Here is a 16,454-nt window from a genome sequence, read left to right as displayed (position 1 = left end):
GGAGGACCTTCATGCGTACCCGGAGCATCGCTCTCTCTTCGGTGGCTGTCGCGACAGCCCTGCTCGGTGTCGCAGGCACCGCCGCCGCCGCGGACAGCACCCCGGCACCGTCCGCCTCCGCCAAGGCCCGCACCGGAGACGGCGCGCAGGCGCTGTGCAAGCGCGCCCCGAGGATCGAAAAGCGCCTCCACAGGGCGCTTCAGCGTCTCCAGGGCAAGGAAGGGGTCCGTGGCTCCGTCGCCCGCCTGGAGAAGCGGGTGAGCAAGGCGAAGGCCGCCGGGCACACCGAGATCGAGACGTTCCTCAACCACAAGCTCACCCACCGCAAGTCCCTCGTGCCCATGCTCCAGCAGCGGCAGAAGGACCTCGCCAAGGTCGCCACCTGGTGCCGCACCCAGCACAACGCGGCCTCGTCGTGACCCGAACGGGACAGGCCGCCGTGCTCGTGGCGATCACCCTGGTGTGCGGAGGGCTCGTCGCCGGATGCGGCAACGGCGTGCGCGCCGAGGGCGACGCCCCGCACGCGACACCGTCGACCTCCGCGCCCGCCGACCTGTCGGACATGCGCAAGCTGGTGGACGGTGCCGAGAGCGCGGCGGCCGCCGCGGACTCCGATGCGGCCGCGGATCGCTGAGAGGCCGCACACGGTGCGCGTACGGTGCGCCGACACGGCCCCGCCGCCCCCTTGCCCGAGCGCGCCGCCCCGGTGCGCTCGGGCCGGTCCGGCTCAGTCCTCCGCGCGCTGGGTGACGGCAGCCCCGGTACGGTCTCCCGGGAACTCGTACCACCGGCGCTGCAGACAGACATAGCGCGCATCGGCCTCGACAAGACGGAGGAAGGCCGTGACGGTCTCCTCCAGACGCTGTTGCAGCGCGGGATCGGTCAGCTGCCCGTCCTCGGTGAACCCCTGATGGGCCGCGGCGAGGCTGAACATGTCCGGATAGACCCGGGTGCCGAGGTGCTCCAGCGGAACCCTCAGCGCCCACAGCCCCCGGTTGCCGCCGACCAGCGACGGGGAGGCGGAGACCAGCAGCGCATGCTTGGTCTTGAACGGCTGCGGCCGGATGCGCGAGACCCAGTCGATCGCGTTCTTCACGACGCCCGGCACCGACGCGTTGTACTCGGGAGAGGCGAGCACGAAGGCGTCGCACCGCTCCAGCCGGTCCCGCAGCGCCAGCGCACCGTCCGGCACACCGCCTTCGGCCTCGGCATCGCCGTCGTAGAGCGGCATGTCGAACTCCCGCATCGCGGCGAGGTCCACCACGGCGCCGGCCGCGGTCATCATGTGGCCCACGAGGGAAGCCAGCCGGGCGTTGCTCGACCCGGCCCGCAGCGCGGCGCCGAGCACCAGAACGCGCAGGGGTCCGGGGTGTGCATCCGTGGGCATGGGGACCGTCCTTCCGGCACAGGAGAGCGCGTGCCCGTTGCCGCAGACACACGGCCACCGCCCGGGGTGTCGAAAGCGTACAGGCGCACAGGCGGCGCACCCGGTACCCACCACGCCATGTCCCGGCCCGCTCCACGACCGCCGCAACGGGCCGGGACCGGTGCGGGCACGCACGCCCCCTATACGGAGGCGCTGCGCACCCGGTTCCGGGCGGCCCGACGCCGCATCGCGCGCCGCTCGTCCTCACTCATCCCGCCCCAGACACCCGCGTCCTGCCGGGATTCGAGCGCCCACTGCAGGCACTGCCCCATCACCGGGCAGCGGCGGCAGACGGCCTTGGCCTCCTCGATCTGCAGGAGCGCGGGGCCGGTGTTGCCGACCGGAAAGAAGATCTCCGGGTCCTCTTCGCGGCATACCGCGTCATGGCGCCAGTCCATGGAATACCTCCGAATGTCCGCGGCCGGGCGCGGGCGAGTCCCTTACGGCGAGGCGCCGGGGCTGCCCGCTCAGTTGCTCAACTGCCGTACCCGGCCATCCTGTTGTCCTCGCGTGCCCGATCCTGGGCCCGCAATGCACCGCTCACGCCAACCGGCGCGATCCGCCCCGGCGCGGCGGACGCCCCATTGCCCACGGCTGCCACACCGGCTACCCTCCGCTCGGCCCGGCACTCCCGCACCGCGCAGCCCGATGCATACGGCCGGACCGCCGCCGACGACCGCGCATCCGAGTCCCGTTACCCCGTGGTCGTCCCGGCGCTAGGGTCGCGCCATGGTGACTGTGCTCGTCAACGGCCTGCCCGGAGCCGGGAAGACGACGCTTGCGCGCGCTCTGGCGGACGAGCTGCGGCTGCCGCTGTTCAGCAAGGACGCGCTCAAGGAGACCTTGGCGGACAGCCTCGGAGCGGTGCGCCCGCCCCGGTGCACCTCGCGTGAGTGGAGCCGCATGCTGGGCGCCGCGGCGGGCGAGAGTCTGTGGACGCTGGTGGCCGACGCACGCGGCGCGGCCGTCCTGGAGAGCCCGTGGCTCGCACCTCTGCGTCCCACCGTCCGGTCCGGACTGCGGCGGGCCGGAGTGACGACGGTGAGCGAGGTGTGGTGCGAGGTGCCGCTCGAGGTCGCCCGGTCCCGCTTCGCCGCCCGTGCCGCCGGCCGGCACCCGGTGCACGGCGAGCGCACCGGCGCCTCCGACGGCGAATGGGAGTTGTGGGCCCGCGGCGCCGAGCCCCTCGGCCTCGGTGCGGTCCACCGGGTGGACACCACGAAGCCGGTCGACGTACCCGCCCTTGCGGCGCTGCTCGCCGCCGCCCGCTGATCGTTCGTCGAACGCGACACGCAGGGGGCTGCGACCGCCGCCACGGTCGGCGTAACGTCGGCCGGACCGCTGTGATCAGGAGGTGGAGACGGATGCTGGTACTCGGGCGTTCGCAGGTCGAGGAGCTGCTCGACCTGGATGCGCTGATCGACGCCCTGGCGTCGGCCATGACGGACCTGAGCGCCGGACGCGCTGGTGCGCCGGACCGCGTTGCCGCCCTGGTGCCGGAACGGGACGGTTTCCTGGCCGCCATGCCGGGCTTCGTGCCGTCGGCCGGGGTGCTCATGAGCAAGCTGGTCTCCGTCTTCCCGCACAACGGCGGCACCCCCGTGCCGACCCACCAGGCGCTGATCGTCGTCTTCGATCCGCACACCGGAGAACCCGCAGCGCTGCTGGACGGCACCGCCCTCACCGCGGCGCGCACCGCCGCCGGTTCGGCGCTCTCGGCCCGCCTGCTGGCCCGCGAGGACGCCTCGGTGCTGGCGGTCCTCGGCACGGGGGCGCAGGCCCGGTCACACGCCGAGGCGATGTGCCGGGTCCGGCCGATCCGGCAGATCCGGGTGGCGGGCCGCGACCGGGCGAAGGCGGCCGCCCTGGCCGACGACCTGTCCCGCGTACTCCACGTCCCCGCCGAGGCGACCGCCACCTACGCCGAGGCACTCGACGGCGCGGAGATCGCCGCCGCGACCACCCACGCCGTCGACCCCGTCATCCGCCGCTCCTGGCTGACCCCGGGCGTGCATGTGACCTCGGTGGGCTTCAACCCGGCCGGCCGGGAGATCGACGACGCCACGGTGGCCGAGGCACTGGTGTGCGTCGAGTCACGGCAGGCCGCACTCGCGCCCTTCCCCGCGGGCAGCAACGATCTGCTGCACCCTCTTCGCGACGGCGTCATCACCGAAGCACATGTGCACGCCGAACTGGGCGAACTTCTCGCCGGCAGCAAGCCGGGCCGCTCCTCACGGGACCAGATCACCCTCTACAAATCCGTCGGAGTGGCCGTGCAGGACGCCGCGGCCGCGGCCCTGATCGTCGCCGCTGCCCGCGAACGGTCGGTGGGGACGGACATCCGGCTGGAGTGACCCCCACCTGCCGCGGCGAGCCCCACCGCACCGCGCAGCGATATCCGGCCACTTCCAGGGCGGCGCACTCATTCCCGTCGAACGGGCGTGGCGATGACGTCACCACCTGCGGGTCCGACCCGCTCCCCGGTCTCCGCGCAGCCGCCGTGGAGGAACGCCGCGACGGTCCGGGAGAAGCCGTGGGGATCGTCGAGCCACGGAAAGTGGCCCGCGCCCGGCTGGACGACCAGTTCCGCCCGGGGGAACAACTCCGCGATGCCGGCCGCGACGCGGGGAAGCGGGCCGCTGTCCAGCTCACCTGCGAGAACCAGGACCCGGGCCTCCCATGCCGCGAGGGCGGCGCGGGTCACATCAGGCTCGAAGGCGCCCGAGGACGCGTAGACCTCCGCGGCCTCGTCATTGCTCTGCGTCACCTCGGTCGCCGCGTGCGCCTGGGCGGTTGCGTCCCAGCGGCCGTAGAAGAAGGGCGCAACGGCATCCCAGTCGTCATCGCTCGCCACACCGGCCCAGACCTTTTCATAGGCCTCGACCGCGGCACCGAACCAGGGCTCGGCCGTCCGCAGTGCGGCCGCCTCCCGACGGTGCTCCTCCGTGAAGTCGACACCGAGGGCGCGGGCCCGTGCCGTGATCAGGGTGAGCGTGCGGATGCGCTGCGGGTACCGAGCCGCGTAGAGAAGGGCGAGATCGCCACCCGCCGAGTGCGTGAGCAGATCGACGCACTCCAGCCCGAGGTGCTCACGGAGGGCCTCCACATCGGCCACCTGCCGGTCGCAGCGGTAGTCGGCCGGATCGACCGGAACACCCGAGTCGCCCGTGCCCCGCAGGTCGAGCATGACAAGCCGCCGGTGCTTCGACAGTCCGCCGAGATCGCCCAGGTAGGCCGAGGCGCGCATCGGTCCCCCCGGCAAGCAGAGCAGCGGTTCGCCCTCGCCCACCACGTGATAGGCGAGTTCGGTCCCGTCGAGAGCGGTGAAGGCAGGCATGGCGCCATCCTGGTCAGCCGCGATGACCGCTGGCAAGCGGTTTACGCCCATGGTGACCCGGGGCTCGACTGTGCGCGGCAGATCAGGGATTTCCTGTCGCCGTAACCGCTCCCCAGGGAGCGTGTGCCGACGCACGCCCCCGGCTCGTCAGCGACCGTACGTCCGGTGGCACAGCCGCAGAAGGTCCGGACGGACGCGGCCGGAGGCCATCCGGCACACGATGCCGGCGTCGACGGTCTGCCGGGGCCGCGACGCCCGCGGGAGCTCCCTGTGAGCCGCGGCCGCGGGGTGCCGATGCCGGGGCGTCGTACGTACCGGCACCGGACGCGGCCTCGGCTGCGTGGCACGGGCGGGGCGGGGCAGCGCCCGGCCCAGGGGCCGTTGCCGTCGGTGCATTGGGGCCGCGTGCCGGTGAGCGGCACCTGCCGTGGGTAACTTCGCATGCCGCTTCGGCTTCCGCCGGACGGACGCGACATCCACCAACTGCTCGTGCGACGAGCCCTGCGTGGGCTGCAGCACGGGCGAGGGCCGGGCCGGCGCGACCGTGCGGCCACCCGGTGCGCGACCGGGCGCATGCAAGGGACCGTCGGCCGGAAGGGACACACAGCTGCTGGTGGCCAGGACGACGACCGCCGCTGCGGCGAGGCGAAGGAGTAGTGGGCGCACGACCTCACGGTGTCGGAGGCCCGCGGACTGTCCAAACGACGCGCCGGGCCTCCACGCGGACGAAGGACAAAACCGAACTCTCGTGGGGCTCCTGAGCCGAAGGGGAGGGGAGACGAGCCCGCGCGTCCTGCGCGACTGCTCACGCCGCCGCGAACGTGCGCGTCAGCTCGTCGGCCACGATCTGCGCACCCGGCGCGAACCACCGCCTCCGGTGCCGGACGAGCTGCACGGGCACGGGCGGGGCCTCCGGGCCGTCCACCACCGTCAACCGGCCCTCGTGGAGGTGGCGTTCGACGGTCGCCCGCGGGAGCAACGTCAGACCGAGACCGGCCGCGACGCACGACCGGGCGGCATCGATGCTGCCGAACCGGGTGATCCGGGGCCGGGCACCGGGCAGGCCCAGCAGCGTGCGGACCAGCCGGTCACTGTACGAGCACCCCTCCTCGTGGACGAAGAAGCATTCGCCCGCCAACTCCTCCCAGCCCGCTGCCCGTCCGGCCAACGGATGGCCGGGCGCCGCCACGTACGCCAGCGGTTCGTCCGCGATCCTGCGGGCCAGCAGATCGCTCTCGGCCACCTCCGGCTCCAGCAACAGTGCGATGTCGAGCCGGCCGGTACGCAGTCCGTCCACCGCCGTTGCCGTTCCGGCGGAGTGCAGTTCGACGTCCAGGCGAGGGTGGGTGCGTCGCAAAGACGCGATCACCGCGGGCAGCCGTGAGGAGCACAGCGAATCACCCGCGCCGACGGCGACCCGGCCCTCGATCGTCCCGCCTGCCGCGTCGCGCTGCCCGGCCGCGGCCGTCGCATGGAGCCGGGCCACCGCGTCGAGCACCTCTTCCGCCTCTTCCAGCAGCCGCAGCCCGGCCCGGGTCGGGACCGTCCCCGACGGCATCCTGTCGAACAGCGGGGTCCCCAACTCCTTTTCCAGGGTGCGGATCTGGACCGTCACCGTGGATTGGGCCAGATGGAGCGCGCGGGCCGTGGCGGTGAAGCTGCCCGCTCTGGCGAGGGTCACGAACGTACGCAGAAGTCTGGTGTCCACCGGACGTACGCTATCGCGATTGTCGATGGAGTCGAGCGAAGGTCATCGTTGGACGCGATCGGCTCGCGCTGTCATCGTGGAGCCATGACCACGCACACGTCCCCCACCGCACCGGGCCCGCGCCCGGACACCGTCACCGTCGACGGCCCGGATGCCTCCGTCGAGAACTCCGACGCCCCCCGGAGCCCGGACACCGTCGACGTCCTGCGGTACTCCGCCTTCACCACCGACCCGGCGGGCGGCAACCCGGCCGGTGTGGTGCTCGACGCCGAAGCCCTCGACGACGCGCGGATGCTCGCCGTGGCCGCGGAGGTCGGGTACTCGGAGACCGCCTTCGTCACGGCCCACGACCGCGCTGCCCGCCGCTACCGGCTGCGGTACTTCAGCCCGCGCGCCGAGGTCGCCTTCTGCGGACACGCCACGATCGCCACGGCCGTGGCCCTCGCCTCCCGCACCGGAACCGGTGAGCTGCGGTTCGACACCCCCGTGGGCGAGATCGGGGTGGGGACGAGCCTCGTCGACGGACTGGTCCGGGCCACGCTCACCAGCGTGCCGGCGCACTCCCGCCCGGCCGAGGACAGCACCCAGGTCGACCCGGTGCTGCGGGCCCTGCAGTGGAGCCGCGACGACCTGGACGACGGCCTCCCGCCGCACGTCGCCTTCGCGGGCAACGACCATCTCGTCCTGGGCGTCCGGAGCCGGGCACGACTGGCCGCCCTCGACTACGACTTCGACGCGCTGCACGACATCATGCGGCAGCACGGCTGGACGACCGTGCACCTCGTCCACCGCGCGGCCCCCGACCGCCTCGACTTCCACGCCCGGGACCCCTTCCCGGTCGGCGGCGTCGTGGAGGACCCGGCAACCGGCGCCGCCGCCGCGGCCTTCGGCGGATACCTGCGCACCCTGGGACTGGTGACGGAGCCCCTGCGGGTGCACATCCGGCAGGGCGAGGACATGGGCCGGCCCAGCGATCTCTACGTCGACCTCCGGCCCGATGACCCGCGGGTGCGGGTAACGGGGACGGCTGTTCCCCTTCCGGCGCCGGAGCGCTGAGCCGGGGGCGGTGCGGCGGGGCCGGGGCCGAGGGCCGTGGCCGCCGACCGCACCGTTCGGCGGCCACGAGACCGTCACCGACGGACCCCGCCCAGGAGGGGCGGGCAAGGGGCGCTGATCACATGGGGAGGGAGCGCAGGCGTACCGGCCCGCTCGGCCAGTGCACCCCGTCGCGCAGGGGGATCCACATGGTCCGCAGCGGCATGAGCGCGGGCCCGTCGGGCTGTTCGACGTGTACGTCCTCCTCCAGCGTCCGCCAGCCGAGACGTTGGTAGAGGGCGAGCAGGTGCGGCCGGCAGAAGAGGAGCCCGTACTGCGGTCCCGTCGTACGGGCGTGTTCCAGAGCGGCGGTGACCACGAGCCGGGCCAGCCCGTGTCCCCGCAGCTCGGGAGCGACGACCACCCCGCCGAAGCCCACCACTTCCGTCTCGGCCTCCCCGACCGCAAGGGGCAGTGTCACCAGACCGGTGTGCGCCACGAGGCGGCCGTCCCGTCTGATGCCGAAGTGCTCCTGCTTGGGCAGCCATGTCAGACCGGCCCCGGAGACACCGAAGGGGTCATCGTCGTCCCCGGCGATCTCGCGCAGCTCCGCTGTCGAGTACTGCGTCAGCCGCACCACGGCGGGCGAGGTGGAAGGAGGGTTCGTTGTCATTCTCCGCATCATGCGGTGCGCGCCGACGGCAGGCAATGCCCGGCCCGCGCGCTCGCTAGGGTGCCGCGTATGACAGAGAACTGGAGCGCGTCGGAGTCAGGAGTGATGCCCTTCCCCTCGGGCGCCTTGGTGCGCGGCCGAGGCCTGCGCCACCCGCTTCCCCCAGGGCCGACGCCCACCTTCGCGCTCTATCTGCTCGACAAGCAGCCTCCGTCGACCGAGTGGGACGCGCGATGGCTGCGCTGGCCCGACTTCCGTCTCCCCAAGGACCGTCGCGAGGCTCGCCTCATGTTCGAGGAGGCGCTGACCCGGGCGGCGGACGAACGCGTCGAGGTGGCGTGCGCCGGCGGGCGCGGGCGGACCGGAACAGCGCTGGCATGTATGGCTGTTCTCGACGGGGTGCCGGCGGATCGAGCCGTGGCCTTCGTCCGCCGGCACTATCACCCTCGCGCCGTGGAAACCCCCTGGCAGCGACGTTACGTGCGGCGCTTCGCCGACGGCGCGTAGAGCGGCCGGCCGCCGCAGCGGAACCGGCCGTTGCCGGCGAGCCGCGGCGGCTGCCCCGTTCGCCCGAGGCGGCGCCCAGACCCTAGAGCCCGAGATCCGGACCGAACACCTCGTAGTGGATGCGCGAGGCGGGTACGCCCGAGGCCAGGAGCTGGGCACGTACCGCCTTCATGAAGGGCACCGGCCCGCAGAGGTAGGCGGTGGTACCGGCCGGAACGGCGATCTGCGTCAGATCCATGAGCCCCGTGCGCACGGTGACCGAATCCACCGCATCGGCGCCCGCCTGCGGCTCCGCTTCCCCTGCACCGTCAGGCAGTTCGTGCCGGAGCCCTTCCTCGGGTCGAACTCCCTCTTCGTACCAGAGTTCCGCCGTCGCGTCGGCGAGTTTGCCGGTGAGCCGGTGGAGGTCCGTACGGAACGGATGGGTGGCAGGCGACCGGTCGGCGTGGGCGGCGATGACGCGGCGTCGGGAGCCGGTGGCGGCGAGGTGCGAGAGCATGGCGACCATCGGCGTACACCCGATACCCGCCGAGGCGAAGAGCAGGGGTCCCTCGCCGTCGTCACAGAGCACCACCTCACCGAACGGCGGACTCACGCGCAGGGTCTCTCCGCCGTGGATATGCGCGTGCAGATAGCCGGAGACCTCGCCCGCGGGGTCGTCGGACGGGGCGCCGGGCCGCCCGTCGGCCGACACCCGCTTCACGGAGATCTGCAGCCCGCCGTCCGGCTGCCCGGACAAGCTGTACTGCCGTATCTGCCGTGCCCCGTCGGGGAGTTGGACCTGTACGGAGACATACTGGCCGGGGCGGGACGGGGGGAGGGGCGCGCCGTCGGCCGGACGCAGGAGGAAGGTCGCGACGTCCTCGGTCTCCTCGATGCGGGCCGCTACGCGGTAGGGACGCCACACCTCGCCCTCCGGGCCACCCGCCTCCGCCAGGAGCCGCTTCTCGACGGCGATCAGGGCATGGGCCATCAGCCAGTAGACCTCGTCCCAGGCCGCTGCCACCTCGTCGGTCACCGCATCGCCGAGCACCTCGGCGATGGCCGCGAAGAGGTGCTCCCGCACGACCGGGTACTGGTCGGGACGCACCCCGAGAGAGGCATGCTTGTGTGCGATCCGCGTGAGCATGGCATCCGGCCGGCTGTCCGGGTGCTCCAGGAGATGGCGGGCGAAGGCGGCGACGGCTCCGGCAAGAGCCTGCTGCTGACTGCCGTTGGCCTGGTTGCCGCGGTTGAAGAGGTGGCGCAGCAACTCGGGGTGCGAGGTGAACAGCTTCTCGTAGAAGAGCGTCGTGATCTCACCGATGGCTCCGCTCACGGCGGGGAGGGTGGCACGTACGGTCTCGGCGGACTTCGGCGACAGCATCGACAGCTCCGGATTCCTGGAGGGGGAGGGGGAAGGTAATGAAAGTGGCATGTGAGATTCGTATTTTCGGGGCCGACTGGCCGTGGGGTGGCGCTGGGGCGAGTGGTCAGGGGCGGGGCCCGCAGTGCGGCGACGCCCGTCCGAGGCCGGGGCGCTCAGTCCGTGGGGCGGGGTGTCAGACTGAGGAGGAGCGGGCCGGTCGGGCTTTCGATCAGGTCGGCGATCGAGAGCGGATCGAGCGAGGAGTAGAAGGCCTCCTGTGCCGCCCTCAGTGCACCGCGCAGTCGACAGCCGCCACGCAGCGGGCAGGGCGGGTCGTCCTCGCAGCCCACGACGTCGTCTTCCCCTTCCAGTTGGCGCACCAACTGCCCGAGCGAACCCGTACGCCCCGCGGCTGTCAGCGTCAGCCCGCCGCCCCGCCCGCGCCGCGCCTCGACGGCGCCGAGGTGCTGGAGCTTGCTCACCACTTTGGCGGCGTGGGTGTACGGCACGACGACGGCGCTCGCCACCGCGCGGGTGGTGGGGGCGTCGTCCGTGTCGCCGAGCACCGCGAGGCGCATGGCGATACGGAGGGCGATATCGGTGCTCTTGGTGAGTCGCACCCCTGCACTCTATATAAGTGGTATCCAAGATGCCAATTTAGGCGTTCGTGCGGGGCTGGGCGGGGGCGATGGAGGTGTGCACAGGGGGAGGAGGAGAGGCGGGCGCGCGGGGGCCGCCGGGAAGGCGACGGCACAGCGGTGCGAGGGCGCGGGGCCCCAGGGGCAAGGGGCGAGGGGCGACGGGCAGGGGGCATCGGTCCCGTCCGTTCAGTCTCGGCCGGATGCCTGTTGCTGGAGGTGGGCGGCGACGTCGGCCACGTCGTCGCCGCTGATCAGAACGCCGTTGATTCCGGCGTTGGGGGTCGACGCGCCGTTCACCCCGGCGAAGAACACATCGAACCGGCCCGGACGCGTCTCCAGATAGCCGGCCGTGGTCTCCGCGCCCACGGCCAGCCGGTCGTTGAGGGCGTCACCGCCCACCGTGGTGCCGGTCTTGGCGAAGACCTTCCCCCGGGACGGGCAACTGCGGCAGGAATCCGCCAGGGTCCCGTCGACGCCCAGGATCGGCAGCGAGGTGCGGAAGGTCCGCGCGTCGCGGGTGTGCTGCCAGTACGTCAGGATCTCCGCCAGAGCGCGTGGTGTGGTCCGGTCGGCCGGATTGCCGCCGCGGCCGTCGGCGAGCTGGACGGCCCTGCGGTCGACCTTCGCATGGTCCAGGAACGCGGCCAGTACGGGGAAGCCGTTCGCGCAGTCGGGGCTGCCCGTGCTGGTGGCCATCAGGCAGATCCCGAGGTTCGCCCCGAGGTTGTGACTCACCTTGAGGATGAGCTTGGCGTACTCGGAGTACGTGGGGGAGGTGTACCGCGCCACCGTCGGCGCGCCCTGGTAGGACTTCGGCAACTGCCGGGCCGGGTTGGGGCCGACCGCCTTCGCGCGGACTTCGACCCCGGCGCCCTTCAGGGCCTCGATCATGGCGGTCCGGCCGAAGGCGTTCGGGTCCTTGACGGCCGACACCCGCAGGACGGGGGCGGACCCGGCGGCGATGGTGCCGGACAGGCGGATACGGGTGCCGTCGGGGGAGCTGCTCACGGCGATGTCGGACGGCTTGCCCGCCGCTACGGTGCGGACGGCGGACGTGACGTGGTACGGCGCGACCTTCGGGCGCCACTCCAGGGCGGCCGGGGTGCCCGCCCTGGCGCCGGGGGAGGTCAGCAGGTCGATCACGTTGTCGTTGATGATCAGCGGTGTGGGGGTCGGGGCGAGGACGGGGTCCGGCCGGAACAGACGCGCGTCGACGACCACGTCGCCGTCGACCCGCCGGATCCCCGAGGCGCGCACCTGCCGGGCCAGGTGGTGGATACCGGCCAGCGGGTCCTCTGGGGTGAGGGTGGCTCCCGGGACGTCGTTGGCGTAGGTGTGGTCGATGTCGGTGAAGGCGACGGTGCCGTCCTTGCGTGTGCGGCCACCGAGGGTCAGATCGCCCTGCGCGACCAGGTCCAGGTTGCCCTTGAGCGTGGTGTCGCGGCGCTGCCCGACGGCATGGACCGGGGTGACGAAGCGGTGCTCGCTGCCGAGGGTGTGCCAGGTGCCGCTGACGCTGACCAGTTTGGCCGTCGAACCGGGAATGAAGAACTGGTCGGCATAGCGGGACTGCGTCACCTTGCCCGTCTCCGGGTTCTGCTGGAACAGCCCCCACTGGGCATGCCGGTAGTCCGGCTTGTGCATGACCGAAGTGATCCGCGGGTCGAGCGCCCGGGGCGGTGTGGGGGACGGCGAGCCCTGGACGAGTCCGATGACGACGACGGCGACGGCCAGCAGAACACCCAGCGCGCCGGCGAGACGTCTGTGGCTGGTCCTGCGCGTGACGGAGGGGGATGACATGCGGACTCCACCGATGGTGTTGATATGTCCCGTATCTACCGCTATCTCCCCCTGAAGGTACTGCTCACCGCCACCACCGGGACGCAGGTGCGGCCGGGGTCCCCCGGCCGGCCGGTGCGCCGGAGCGGCCGACCGAGGGACCCCGGCCTGATCTCCGGCCTCGTCCGAAGAGGCGCGGACGCGGCGTGCGCCGTTCCCCTTGCCATCGGTCGCCCTGCCGGCGCGCCGCGACCGATGCATCGTCGCTGAATGCCACCCGGCTTCCCGGCCGACGTCACTCGCTGCCGCTACGGCCGTCGGACTCGCGCATTCCCTTCCACGCCAGGACGCTCAGCAGGGCGAGGACCGCGGCGGCGCTCCCGGTGGCCATCGCGAAGCCGGTGTCGAAGGCGTGCGCCGCGGCGTTCCGCAGCCCGTCGCCGACCCGTCCCCCGGCACGCGTGGCCACTTCGGATGCCGCACCGAGCGAACTGCGCGCCGTGTCCCATTGGCGTGCCGAGGCGCCCGGCACTCGTGCGAAGTCGGACCGGTACCCCAGGGACAGCACGGTCCCCAAGAGCGCGAGGCCGAGCCCTGCCCCCAGGGAGAAGGACGTTTCCTGAACGGCGCCGGCTTCTCCCGCGCGCTCGGGTTTCGCCGTGCCCAGCATCGCGTCCGAACCCAGTGCCATGACCATTCCGGATCCGACTCCCGCGGCCAGCAGAGCCGCGTGGTTACCGGCGGCTCCCCACAGCGTGAAAGAGGCCAGCGCCAGCCCGCACAGCAGCAGTCCGCCCGACAGACCACGTCGGCATCCCCAGCGCGCGGCGAAGCGGGGCGCCACCGCTGCCCCGCACGCATTGGCGAACGCCAACGGGACCAGGGTCAGGCCGGCACCCAACGGCGTATAACCGTCCAGGAGTTGGAAACGCTGCGTGAGCAGGAACAGCAACGCTGTGTAAGCCCCGTAACACCCCAATATGCACAGCGCGGAGACGGTGAACCGGCGGTCGGAGAACTGCCTGACATCCAGCAACGGATGGGGGATTCGCCGCTGCCGGACGACGAAGCCGACAAGGAGCACCGCCCCGGTGAGCCCGATGCCCCACACCGCGGGCTCCGCCGCGTCGTGTTCGCCGAGCTGCTGAAAGGCGTAGACGACGGCGCCGAGCCCGACGGCTGACATCGCGGCGCCCGGGGCGTCCCACCGGTGCGAGCGGTCGTTGCGCGACTCGGGCACCAGCAGGAATGCGCTCACCACAGCGCACACGACGATGGGCACATTGACCAGGAAGACCGAGCCCCACCAGAAGTGTTCGATCAGCAGACCGCCCAGGAGTGGTCCCACGGAGACTCCCGCACTGTTCGCTGCCGTCCACAGGCCGACGGCTACCGACCGCTCGCGTGCGTCGGGAAACACGGCCCTGATGAGGGCCGGTGTGCTCGCCATGATCATCGCGCCGCCGCCGCCGAGCGCCGCCCGGGAGGCGATCAGCTGCCCTGGAGCGGAGGACAGCGCCGCGCCTACCGACGCCAGTCCGAAGACCACGTAGCCGCAGATCAGCATCCGCTTGCGTCCGAACCGGTCCCCGAGCGTTCCGCACGTGAGGAGTCCGGCGGCCACGGTGAGCGCCTCGCTGTCGACGATCCAGAGGAGCTCGGACCCGCCGGGCAGGAGCTCTCTGCTGATCGTCGGCACCGCCACATGCAGCACCGTCAGGTCCATCCCGACCATGAGCAGACTGGCGCAGAGCACGCCCAGCACTGCCCATCGACGGGGCGTCGTTCGTTGGGTCCCGGTCAGCACCCCACCACTCTGTGCAGCCCGCAACCTGGGCCACAAGTACGGTCTTTGATGTGCCTGTGTACCCCTCGTGTCCGTTGGTTTCGCTCGGTATACCTCCTTACGGTGAGGGTCATGCGACGTGAACGCGAACGTGTGGACGAGATGGCCGCCTGGTGCGATACCGAGGTCGTACTGTCGGTCGTCGGCGGAAAATGGAAGTTGCTGATCCTCCGGTATCTCCTGTTGGGCACACACCGCTTCGGCGAGCTGAAGCAGGCCTTGTCCACCGTCACCCAGCGCATGCTGACCCGGCAGCTGCGCGAGCTGGAGGAGGACGGCCTGGTGTCACGGACGGTCTACGCGGAAGTGCCACCGAAGGTGGAGTACTCCCTGACCGAGGTCGGTGAAAGCTTGCGGGGCATCATCGACCAGCTGGAAACGTGGGGCAGTTGGTACCGGGAACAACTCAAGAATCAGGCGGGCGACAGCCAGGCACACGAGCATCAGGCAGACGAGAACCAGACAGCGAGGGACGGCTGCGTCTCGGTGTCGGCGCCCGTCATCGACACGCCTCGGCCGAACGACTGACGACTTTCGCGCATGCGGGTCGGCGGCGCGCTCGCATGGAAAACCGCGCGCCCCGGCCGGGTCATGAGCGATACGGTCCCGGAATGCATGATGAGGACGGTTACTTCGGAGAGAACGTCGCGGCCACCTACGACGAGTCGGCGGCGGACATGTTCAGCCCGGAAGCCGTGGAGCCGGCGGTCGGCATGCTGGCCGAACTGGCCGGCGAGGGCTCGGCGCTCGAACTCGGCATCGGCACCGGCCGCATTGCGCTGCCGCTCGCCGGCCGCGGGGTCCCGGTGCACGGCATCGACATGTCCCGGGCCATGGTCGCCCGACTGCGCGCCAAACCCGGCGGCGACGCCATCGGCGTCACGATCGGTGATTTCGCGACAACACGGGTGGCCGGCACCTTCACCGTCGCCTACCTCGTCTTCAACACGATCAACAATCTGACGACACAGGACGCCCAGGTGGCTTGCTTCCGCAATGCCGCCGCCCACCTGAAGCCCGGCGGCTGCTTCGTCATCGAGGTGGGTGTACCGGACCTGCGCCGACTGCCGCCCGGGCAGACCGCCGTGCCCTTCCACATCAGCCCGACACGCTGGGCGTTCGACACCTACGACGTGGCCACACAGGCGATGAGCTCGAACTACGTCACGATCGTGGACGGGCATGCCACGTACGAGTCCATCCCGTTCCGGTACGTCTGGCCCGCCGAACTGGACCTGATGGCACGCCTCGCCGGGCTGCGCCTGCGCGACCGATGGGAGGGCTGGTCACGGACGCCCTTCACCAGCGAGAGCCCCCGCCACATCTCGGTCTGGGAGAAGCCCGCCGCCTGAACGCGAGGGGTGGTGCGGTCTGTTCGTCCGCTGAAGGCAGCTTGTCCTCGCGCGCGTGCTCCTGGTGTACCTGGCGGCGCGTAGTGCCGACACCGTTCTGCAGCCCCTGGAGACGGCCTGCAACCACTCGCAGAATGAGCCGCTTTCCTACGGAGCCCGTTGAGACGAGGCAGCCGGAAGCAAGGGTCACTACGCTGCATGGGTGTACTCACACGACGAGTTGACGTCGGCGGAACGTGAGGTGTGGGATGCGTTCCCCGAAGGGCGCTCCGTTGACCTGCGCACGGGGGTGCCAGAGGACGACCGTGTTGCCGGGGGTGGGCTGTGGGGTAGTGAACGTACCGTTCAGGCCACCGTGATCGCCGCGCTCCTGCTGGGCGCGAACACCGCACAACCTGGCTCGGTCGCGTGTCTGCGGCTCGCCGGAGCGCGCATATCCGGGCACCTGAACCTGGCCGGCGCACAGCTCGATCAGTCCCTCTGGCTGGAGGACTGCTGGTTCGACGAGTCGGTCGACCTTCTCGGCGCCACGACGCAGACGCTCGTGATCTCGGGCAGCCGGGTGCCGGGCCTCGAAGCCCATTCGGCACGTATCGAGGGCAACCTCGACTTGCGGAACTCCGTCGTGGAAGGCACCGCCTTCTCGCCCTTCAACCGCGTGAGCACGGCCGTCTCGCTCAGCGACGCCCGCATATCCGGCGTCTTGCTCCTCAATGGCGCCGAGTTGATCGCGCCCGAGGGCTGGGCCTTGGCGGCCGGGGGTCTGGTCATGGAAGGGGGCGTCTTCTGCCGGGGCGGGTTC

The 16,454-nt window shown here is 71.6% G+C and carries 18 protein-coding genes; 8 read left to right on the top strand and 10 right to left on the bottom strand.

Annotated features, from left to right (window positions below; genetic code table 11):
- Positions 1 to 11: 11 nt before the first annotated feature.
- Positions 12 to 419 (top strand): hypothetical protein, encoded by a 408-nt coding sequence (locus tag Scani_RS09985; RefSeq protein WP_159472516.1) that lies wholly within the window; start codon positions 12 to 14, stop codon positions 417 to 419.
- On the top strand, positions 416 to 634 hold the full coding sequence (locus Scani_RS09980; RefSeq protein ID WP_159472513.1) for a hypothetical protein: 219 nt from the start codon (positions 416 to 418) through the stop codon (positions 632 to 634). Before Scani_RS09985 ends, Scani_RS09980 begins: the two co-directional genes overlap by 4 nt.
- A 93-nt stretch (positions 635 to 727) precedes the next feature.
- On the opposite strand, the gene Scani_RS09975 is transcribed toward Scani_RS09980, so the two are convergent.
- Together Scani_RS09975 and Scani_RS09970 are read right to left on the bottom strand one after the other, a co-directional pair.
- The gene (locus tag Scani_RS09975) at positions 728 to 1,387 is read right to left on the bottom strand and encodes an NADPH-dependent FMN reductase (RefSeq protein ID WP_159472510.1); all 660 of its coding nucleotides are present in this window, start codon (positions 1,385 to 1,387) and stop codon (positions 728 to 730) included.
- 179 nt (positions 1,388 to 1,566) lie between these two features.
- Entirely contained in the window at positions 1,567 to 1,824 is a 258-nt protein-coding gene (locus tag Scani_RS09970) for a WhiB family transcriptional regulator (RefSeq protein ID WP_159472507.1), read from the bottom strand.
- Between the two features lie 331 nt (positions 1,825 to 2,155).
- Between Scani_RS09970 and Scani_RS09965 the strand changes: the two genes are divergently transcribed.
- Positions 2,156 to 2,698: a P-loop nucleotide/nucleoside kinase family protein gene (locus Scani_RS09965; RefSeq protein WP_159472504.1), complete on the top strand. Its 543-nt coding sequence runs from the start codon at positions 2,156 to 2,158 to the stop codon at positions 2,696 to 2,698.
- A gap of 92 nt (positions 2,699 to 2,790) precedes the next feature.
- The gene (locus Scani_RS09960) at positions 2,791 to 3,780 is read left to right on the top strand and encodes an ornithine cyclodeaminase family protein (protein WP_159472501.1); all 990 of its coding nucleotides are present in this window, start codon (positions 2,791 to 2,793) and stop codon (positions 3,778 to 3,780) included.
- Between the two features lie 68 nt (positions 3,781 to 3,848).
- On the opposite strand, the gene Scani_RS09955 is transcribed toward Scani_RS09960, so the two are convergent.
- Positions 3,849 to 4,763, bottom strand: a complete 915-nt coding sequence (locus tag Scani_RS09955; RefSeq protein WP_159472498.1) for an alpha/beta fold hydrolase — start codon at positions 4,761 to 4,763, stop codon at positions 3,849 to 3,851.
- 805 nt (positions 4,764 to 5,568) lie between these two features.
- On the bottom strand, positions 5,569 to 6,471 hold the full coding sequence (locus Scani_RS09950) for a LysR family transcriptional regulator (protein WP_159472495.1): 903 nt from the start codon (positions 6,469 to 6,471) through the stop codon (positions 5,569 to 5,571).
- 84 nt (positions 6,472 to 6,555) lie between these two features.
- Between Scani_RS09950 and Scani_RS09945 the strand changes: the two genes are divergently transcribed.
- Positions 6,556 to 7,527, top strand: coding sequence for a PhzF family phenazine biosynthesis protein (locus tag Scani_RS09945; RefSeq protein WP_159472492.1), 972 nt, complete (start codon positions 6,556 to 6,558; stop codon positions 7,525 to 7,527).
- 118 nt (positions 7,528 to 7,645) lie between these two features.
- Here Scani_RS09945 and Scani_RS09940 read toward each other — a convergent pair whose 3' ends face one another.
- Positions 7,646 to 8,179 carry a GNAT family N-acetyltransferase gene (locus Scani_RS09940; RefSeq protein WP_159472489.1) on the bottom strand — a complete coding sequence of 178 codons (534 nt, stop codon included), beginning with the start codon at positions 8,177 to 8,179 and terminating at the stop codon, positions 7,646 to 7,648.
- A gap of 69 nt (positions 8,180 to 8,248) precedes the next feature.
- On the opposite strand from Scani_RS09940, the gene Scani_RS09935 reads away from it, so the two are divergent.
- On the top strand, positions 8,249 to 8,686 hold the full coding sequence (locus tag Scani_RS09935) for a protein-tyrosine phosphatase family protein (protein WP_159472486.1): 438 nt from the start codon (positions 8,249 to 8,251) through the stop codon (positions 8,684 to 8,686).
- Between the two features lie 82 nt (positions 8,687 to 8,768).
- On the opposite strand, the gene Scani_RS09930 is transcribed toward Scani_RS09935, so the two are convergent.
- The 4 genes from Scani_RS09930 to Scani_RS09915 form a co-directional block, all read right to left on the bottom strand.
- Positions 8,769 to 10,052 carry a globin domain-containing protein gene (locus Scani_RS09930; protein WP_159475649.1) on the bottom strand — a complete coding sequence of 428 codons (1,284 nt, stop codon included), beginning with the start codon at positions 10,050 to 10,052 and terminating at the stop codon, positions 8,769 to 8,771.
- 155 nt (positions 10,053 to 10,207) lie between these two features.
- A complete protein-coding gene (locus Scani_RS09925) occupies positions 10,208 to 10,654 on the bottom strand; it encodes an RrF2 family transcriptional regulator (protein ID WP_159472483.1) in 447 nt (148 codons plus the stop codon).
- A gap of 207 nt (positions 10,655 to 10,861) precedes the next feature.
- Positions 10,862 to 12,475 (bottom strand): D-alanyl-D-alanine carboxypeptidase/D-alanyl-D-alanine endopeptidase, encoded by a 1,614-nt coding sequence (dacB, locus tag Scani_RS09920; protein ID WP_159472480.1) that lies wholly within the window; start codon positions 12,473 to 12,475, stop codon positions 10,862 to 10,864.
- A 274-nt stretch (positions 12,476 to 12,749) separates the two neighbouring features.
- The gene (locus tag Scani_RS09915; RefSeq protein WP_218039170.1) at positions 12,750 to 14,210 is read right to left on the bottom strand and encodes an MFS transporter; all 1,461 of its coding nucleotides are present in this window, start codon (positions 14,208 to 14,210) and stop codon (positions 12,750 to 12,752) included.
- A gap of 162 nt (positions 14,211 to 14,372) precedes the next feature.
- Between Scani_RS09915 and Scani_RS09910 the strand changes: the two genes are divergently transcribed.
- Both Scani_RS09910 and Scani_RS09905 read left to right on the top strand, forming a co-directional pair.
- Positions 14,373 to 14,828 (top strand): winged helix-turn-helix transcriptional regulator, encoded by a 456-nt coding sequence (locus tag Scani_RS09910; RefSeq protein WP_159472477.1) that lies wholly within the window; start codon positions 14,373 to 14,375, stop codon positions 14,826 to 14,828.
- Positions 14,829 to 14,911: 83 nt separating this feature from the next.
- A complete protein-coding gene (locus tag Scani_RS09905) occupies positions 14,912 to 15,652 on the top strand; it encodes a class I SAM-dependent DNA methyltransferase (RefSeq protein WP_159472474.1) in 741 nt (246 codons plus the stop codon).
- A gap of 471 nt (positions 15,653 to 16,123) precedes the next feature.
- On the opposite strand, the gene Scani_RS42340 is transcribed toward Scani_RS09905, so the two are convergent.
- Positions 16,124 to 16,423, bottom strand: a complete 300-nt coding sequence (locus Scani_RS42340; protein WP_425577489.1) for a hypothetical protein — start codon at positions 16,421 to 16,423, stop codon at positions 16,124 to 16,126.
- Between the last annotated feature and the right edge of the window lie 31 nt (positions 16,424 to 16,454).

It is taken from the genome of Streptomyces caniferus, from assembly GCF_009811555.1.
Lineage (GTDB): Bacteria > Actinomycetota > Actinomycetes > Streptomycetales > Streptomycetaceae > Streptomyces > Streptomyces caniferus.
Note: the sequence above shows the minus strand (reverse complement) of the source record. Positions and strands in the feature narration are given on the sequence as shown.

Excerpts from the sequence above, each read along its gene's own strand:
- Scani_RS09985 (WP_159472516.1), top strand. The coding sequence starts at position 12 with ATGCGTACCCGGAGCATCGCTCTCTCTTCGGTGGCTGTCGCGACAGCC.
- Scani_RS09975 (WP_159472510.1), bottom strand. The coding sequence starts at position 1,387 with ATGCCCACGGATGCACACCCCGGACCCCTGCGCGTTCTGGTGCTCGGC.
- Scani_RS09970 (WP_159472507.1), bottom strand. The coding sequence starts at position 1,824 with ATGGACTGGCGCCATGACGCGGTATGCCGCGAAGAGGACCCGGAGATC.
- Scani_RS09965 (WP_159472504.1), top strand. The coding sequence starts at position 2,156 with ATGGTGACTGTGCTCGTCAACGGCCTGCCCGGAGCCGGGAAGACGACG.
- Scani_RS09960 (WP_159472501.1), top strand. The coding sequence starts at position 2,791 with ATGCTGGTACTCGGGCGTTCGCAGGTCGAGGAGCTGCTCGACCTGGAT.
- Scani_RS09955 (WP_159472498.1), bottom strand. The coding sequence starts at position 4,763 with ATGCCTGCCTTCACCGCTCTCGACGGGACCGAACTCGCCTATCACGTG.
- Scani_RS09945 (WP_159472492.1), top strand. The coding sequence starts at position 6,556 with ATGACCACGCACACGTCCCCCACCGCACCGGGCCCGCGCCCGGACACC.
- Scani_RS09940 (WP_159472489.1), bottom strand. The coding sequence starts at position 8,179 with ATGACAACGAACCCTCCTTCCACCTCGCCCGCCGTGGTGCGGCTGACG.
- Scani_RS09935 (WP_159472486.1), top strand. The coding sequence starts at position 8,249 with ATGACAGAGAACTGGAGCGCGTCGGAGTCAGGAGTGATGCCCTTCCCC.
- Scani_RS09930 (WP_159475649.1), bottom strand. The coding sequence starts at position 10,052 with ATGCTGTCGCCGAAGTCCGCCGAGACCGTACGTGCCACCCTCCCCGCC.
- dacB (WP_159472480.1), bottom strand. The coding sequence starts at position 12,475 with ATGTCATCCCCCTCCGTCACGCGCAGGACCAGCCACAGACGTCTCGCC.
- Scani_RS09910 (WP_159472477.1), top strand. The coding sequence starts at position 14,373 with ATGCGACGTGAACGCGAACGTGTGGACGAGATGGCCGCCTGGTGCGAT.
- Scani_RS09905 (WP_159472474.1), top strand. The coding sequence starts at position 14,912 with ATGCATGATGAGGACGGTTACTTCGGAGAGAACGTCGCGGCCACCTAC.
- Scani_RS42340 (WP_425577489.1), bottom strand. The coding sequence starts at position 16,423 with ATGACCAGACCCCCGGCCGCCAAGGCCCAGCCCTCGGGCGCGATCAAC.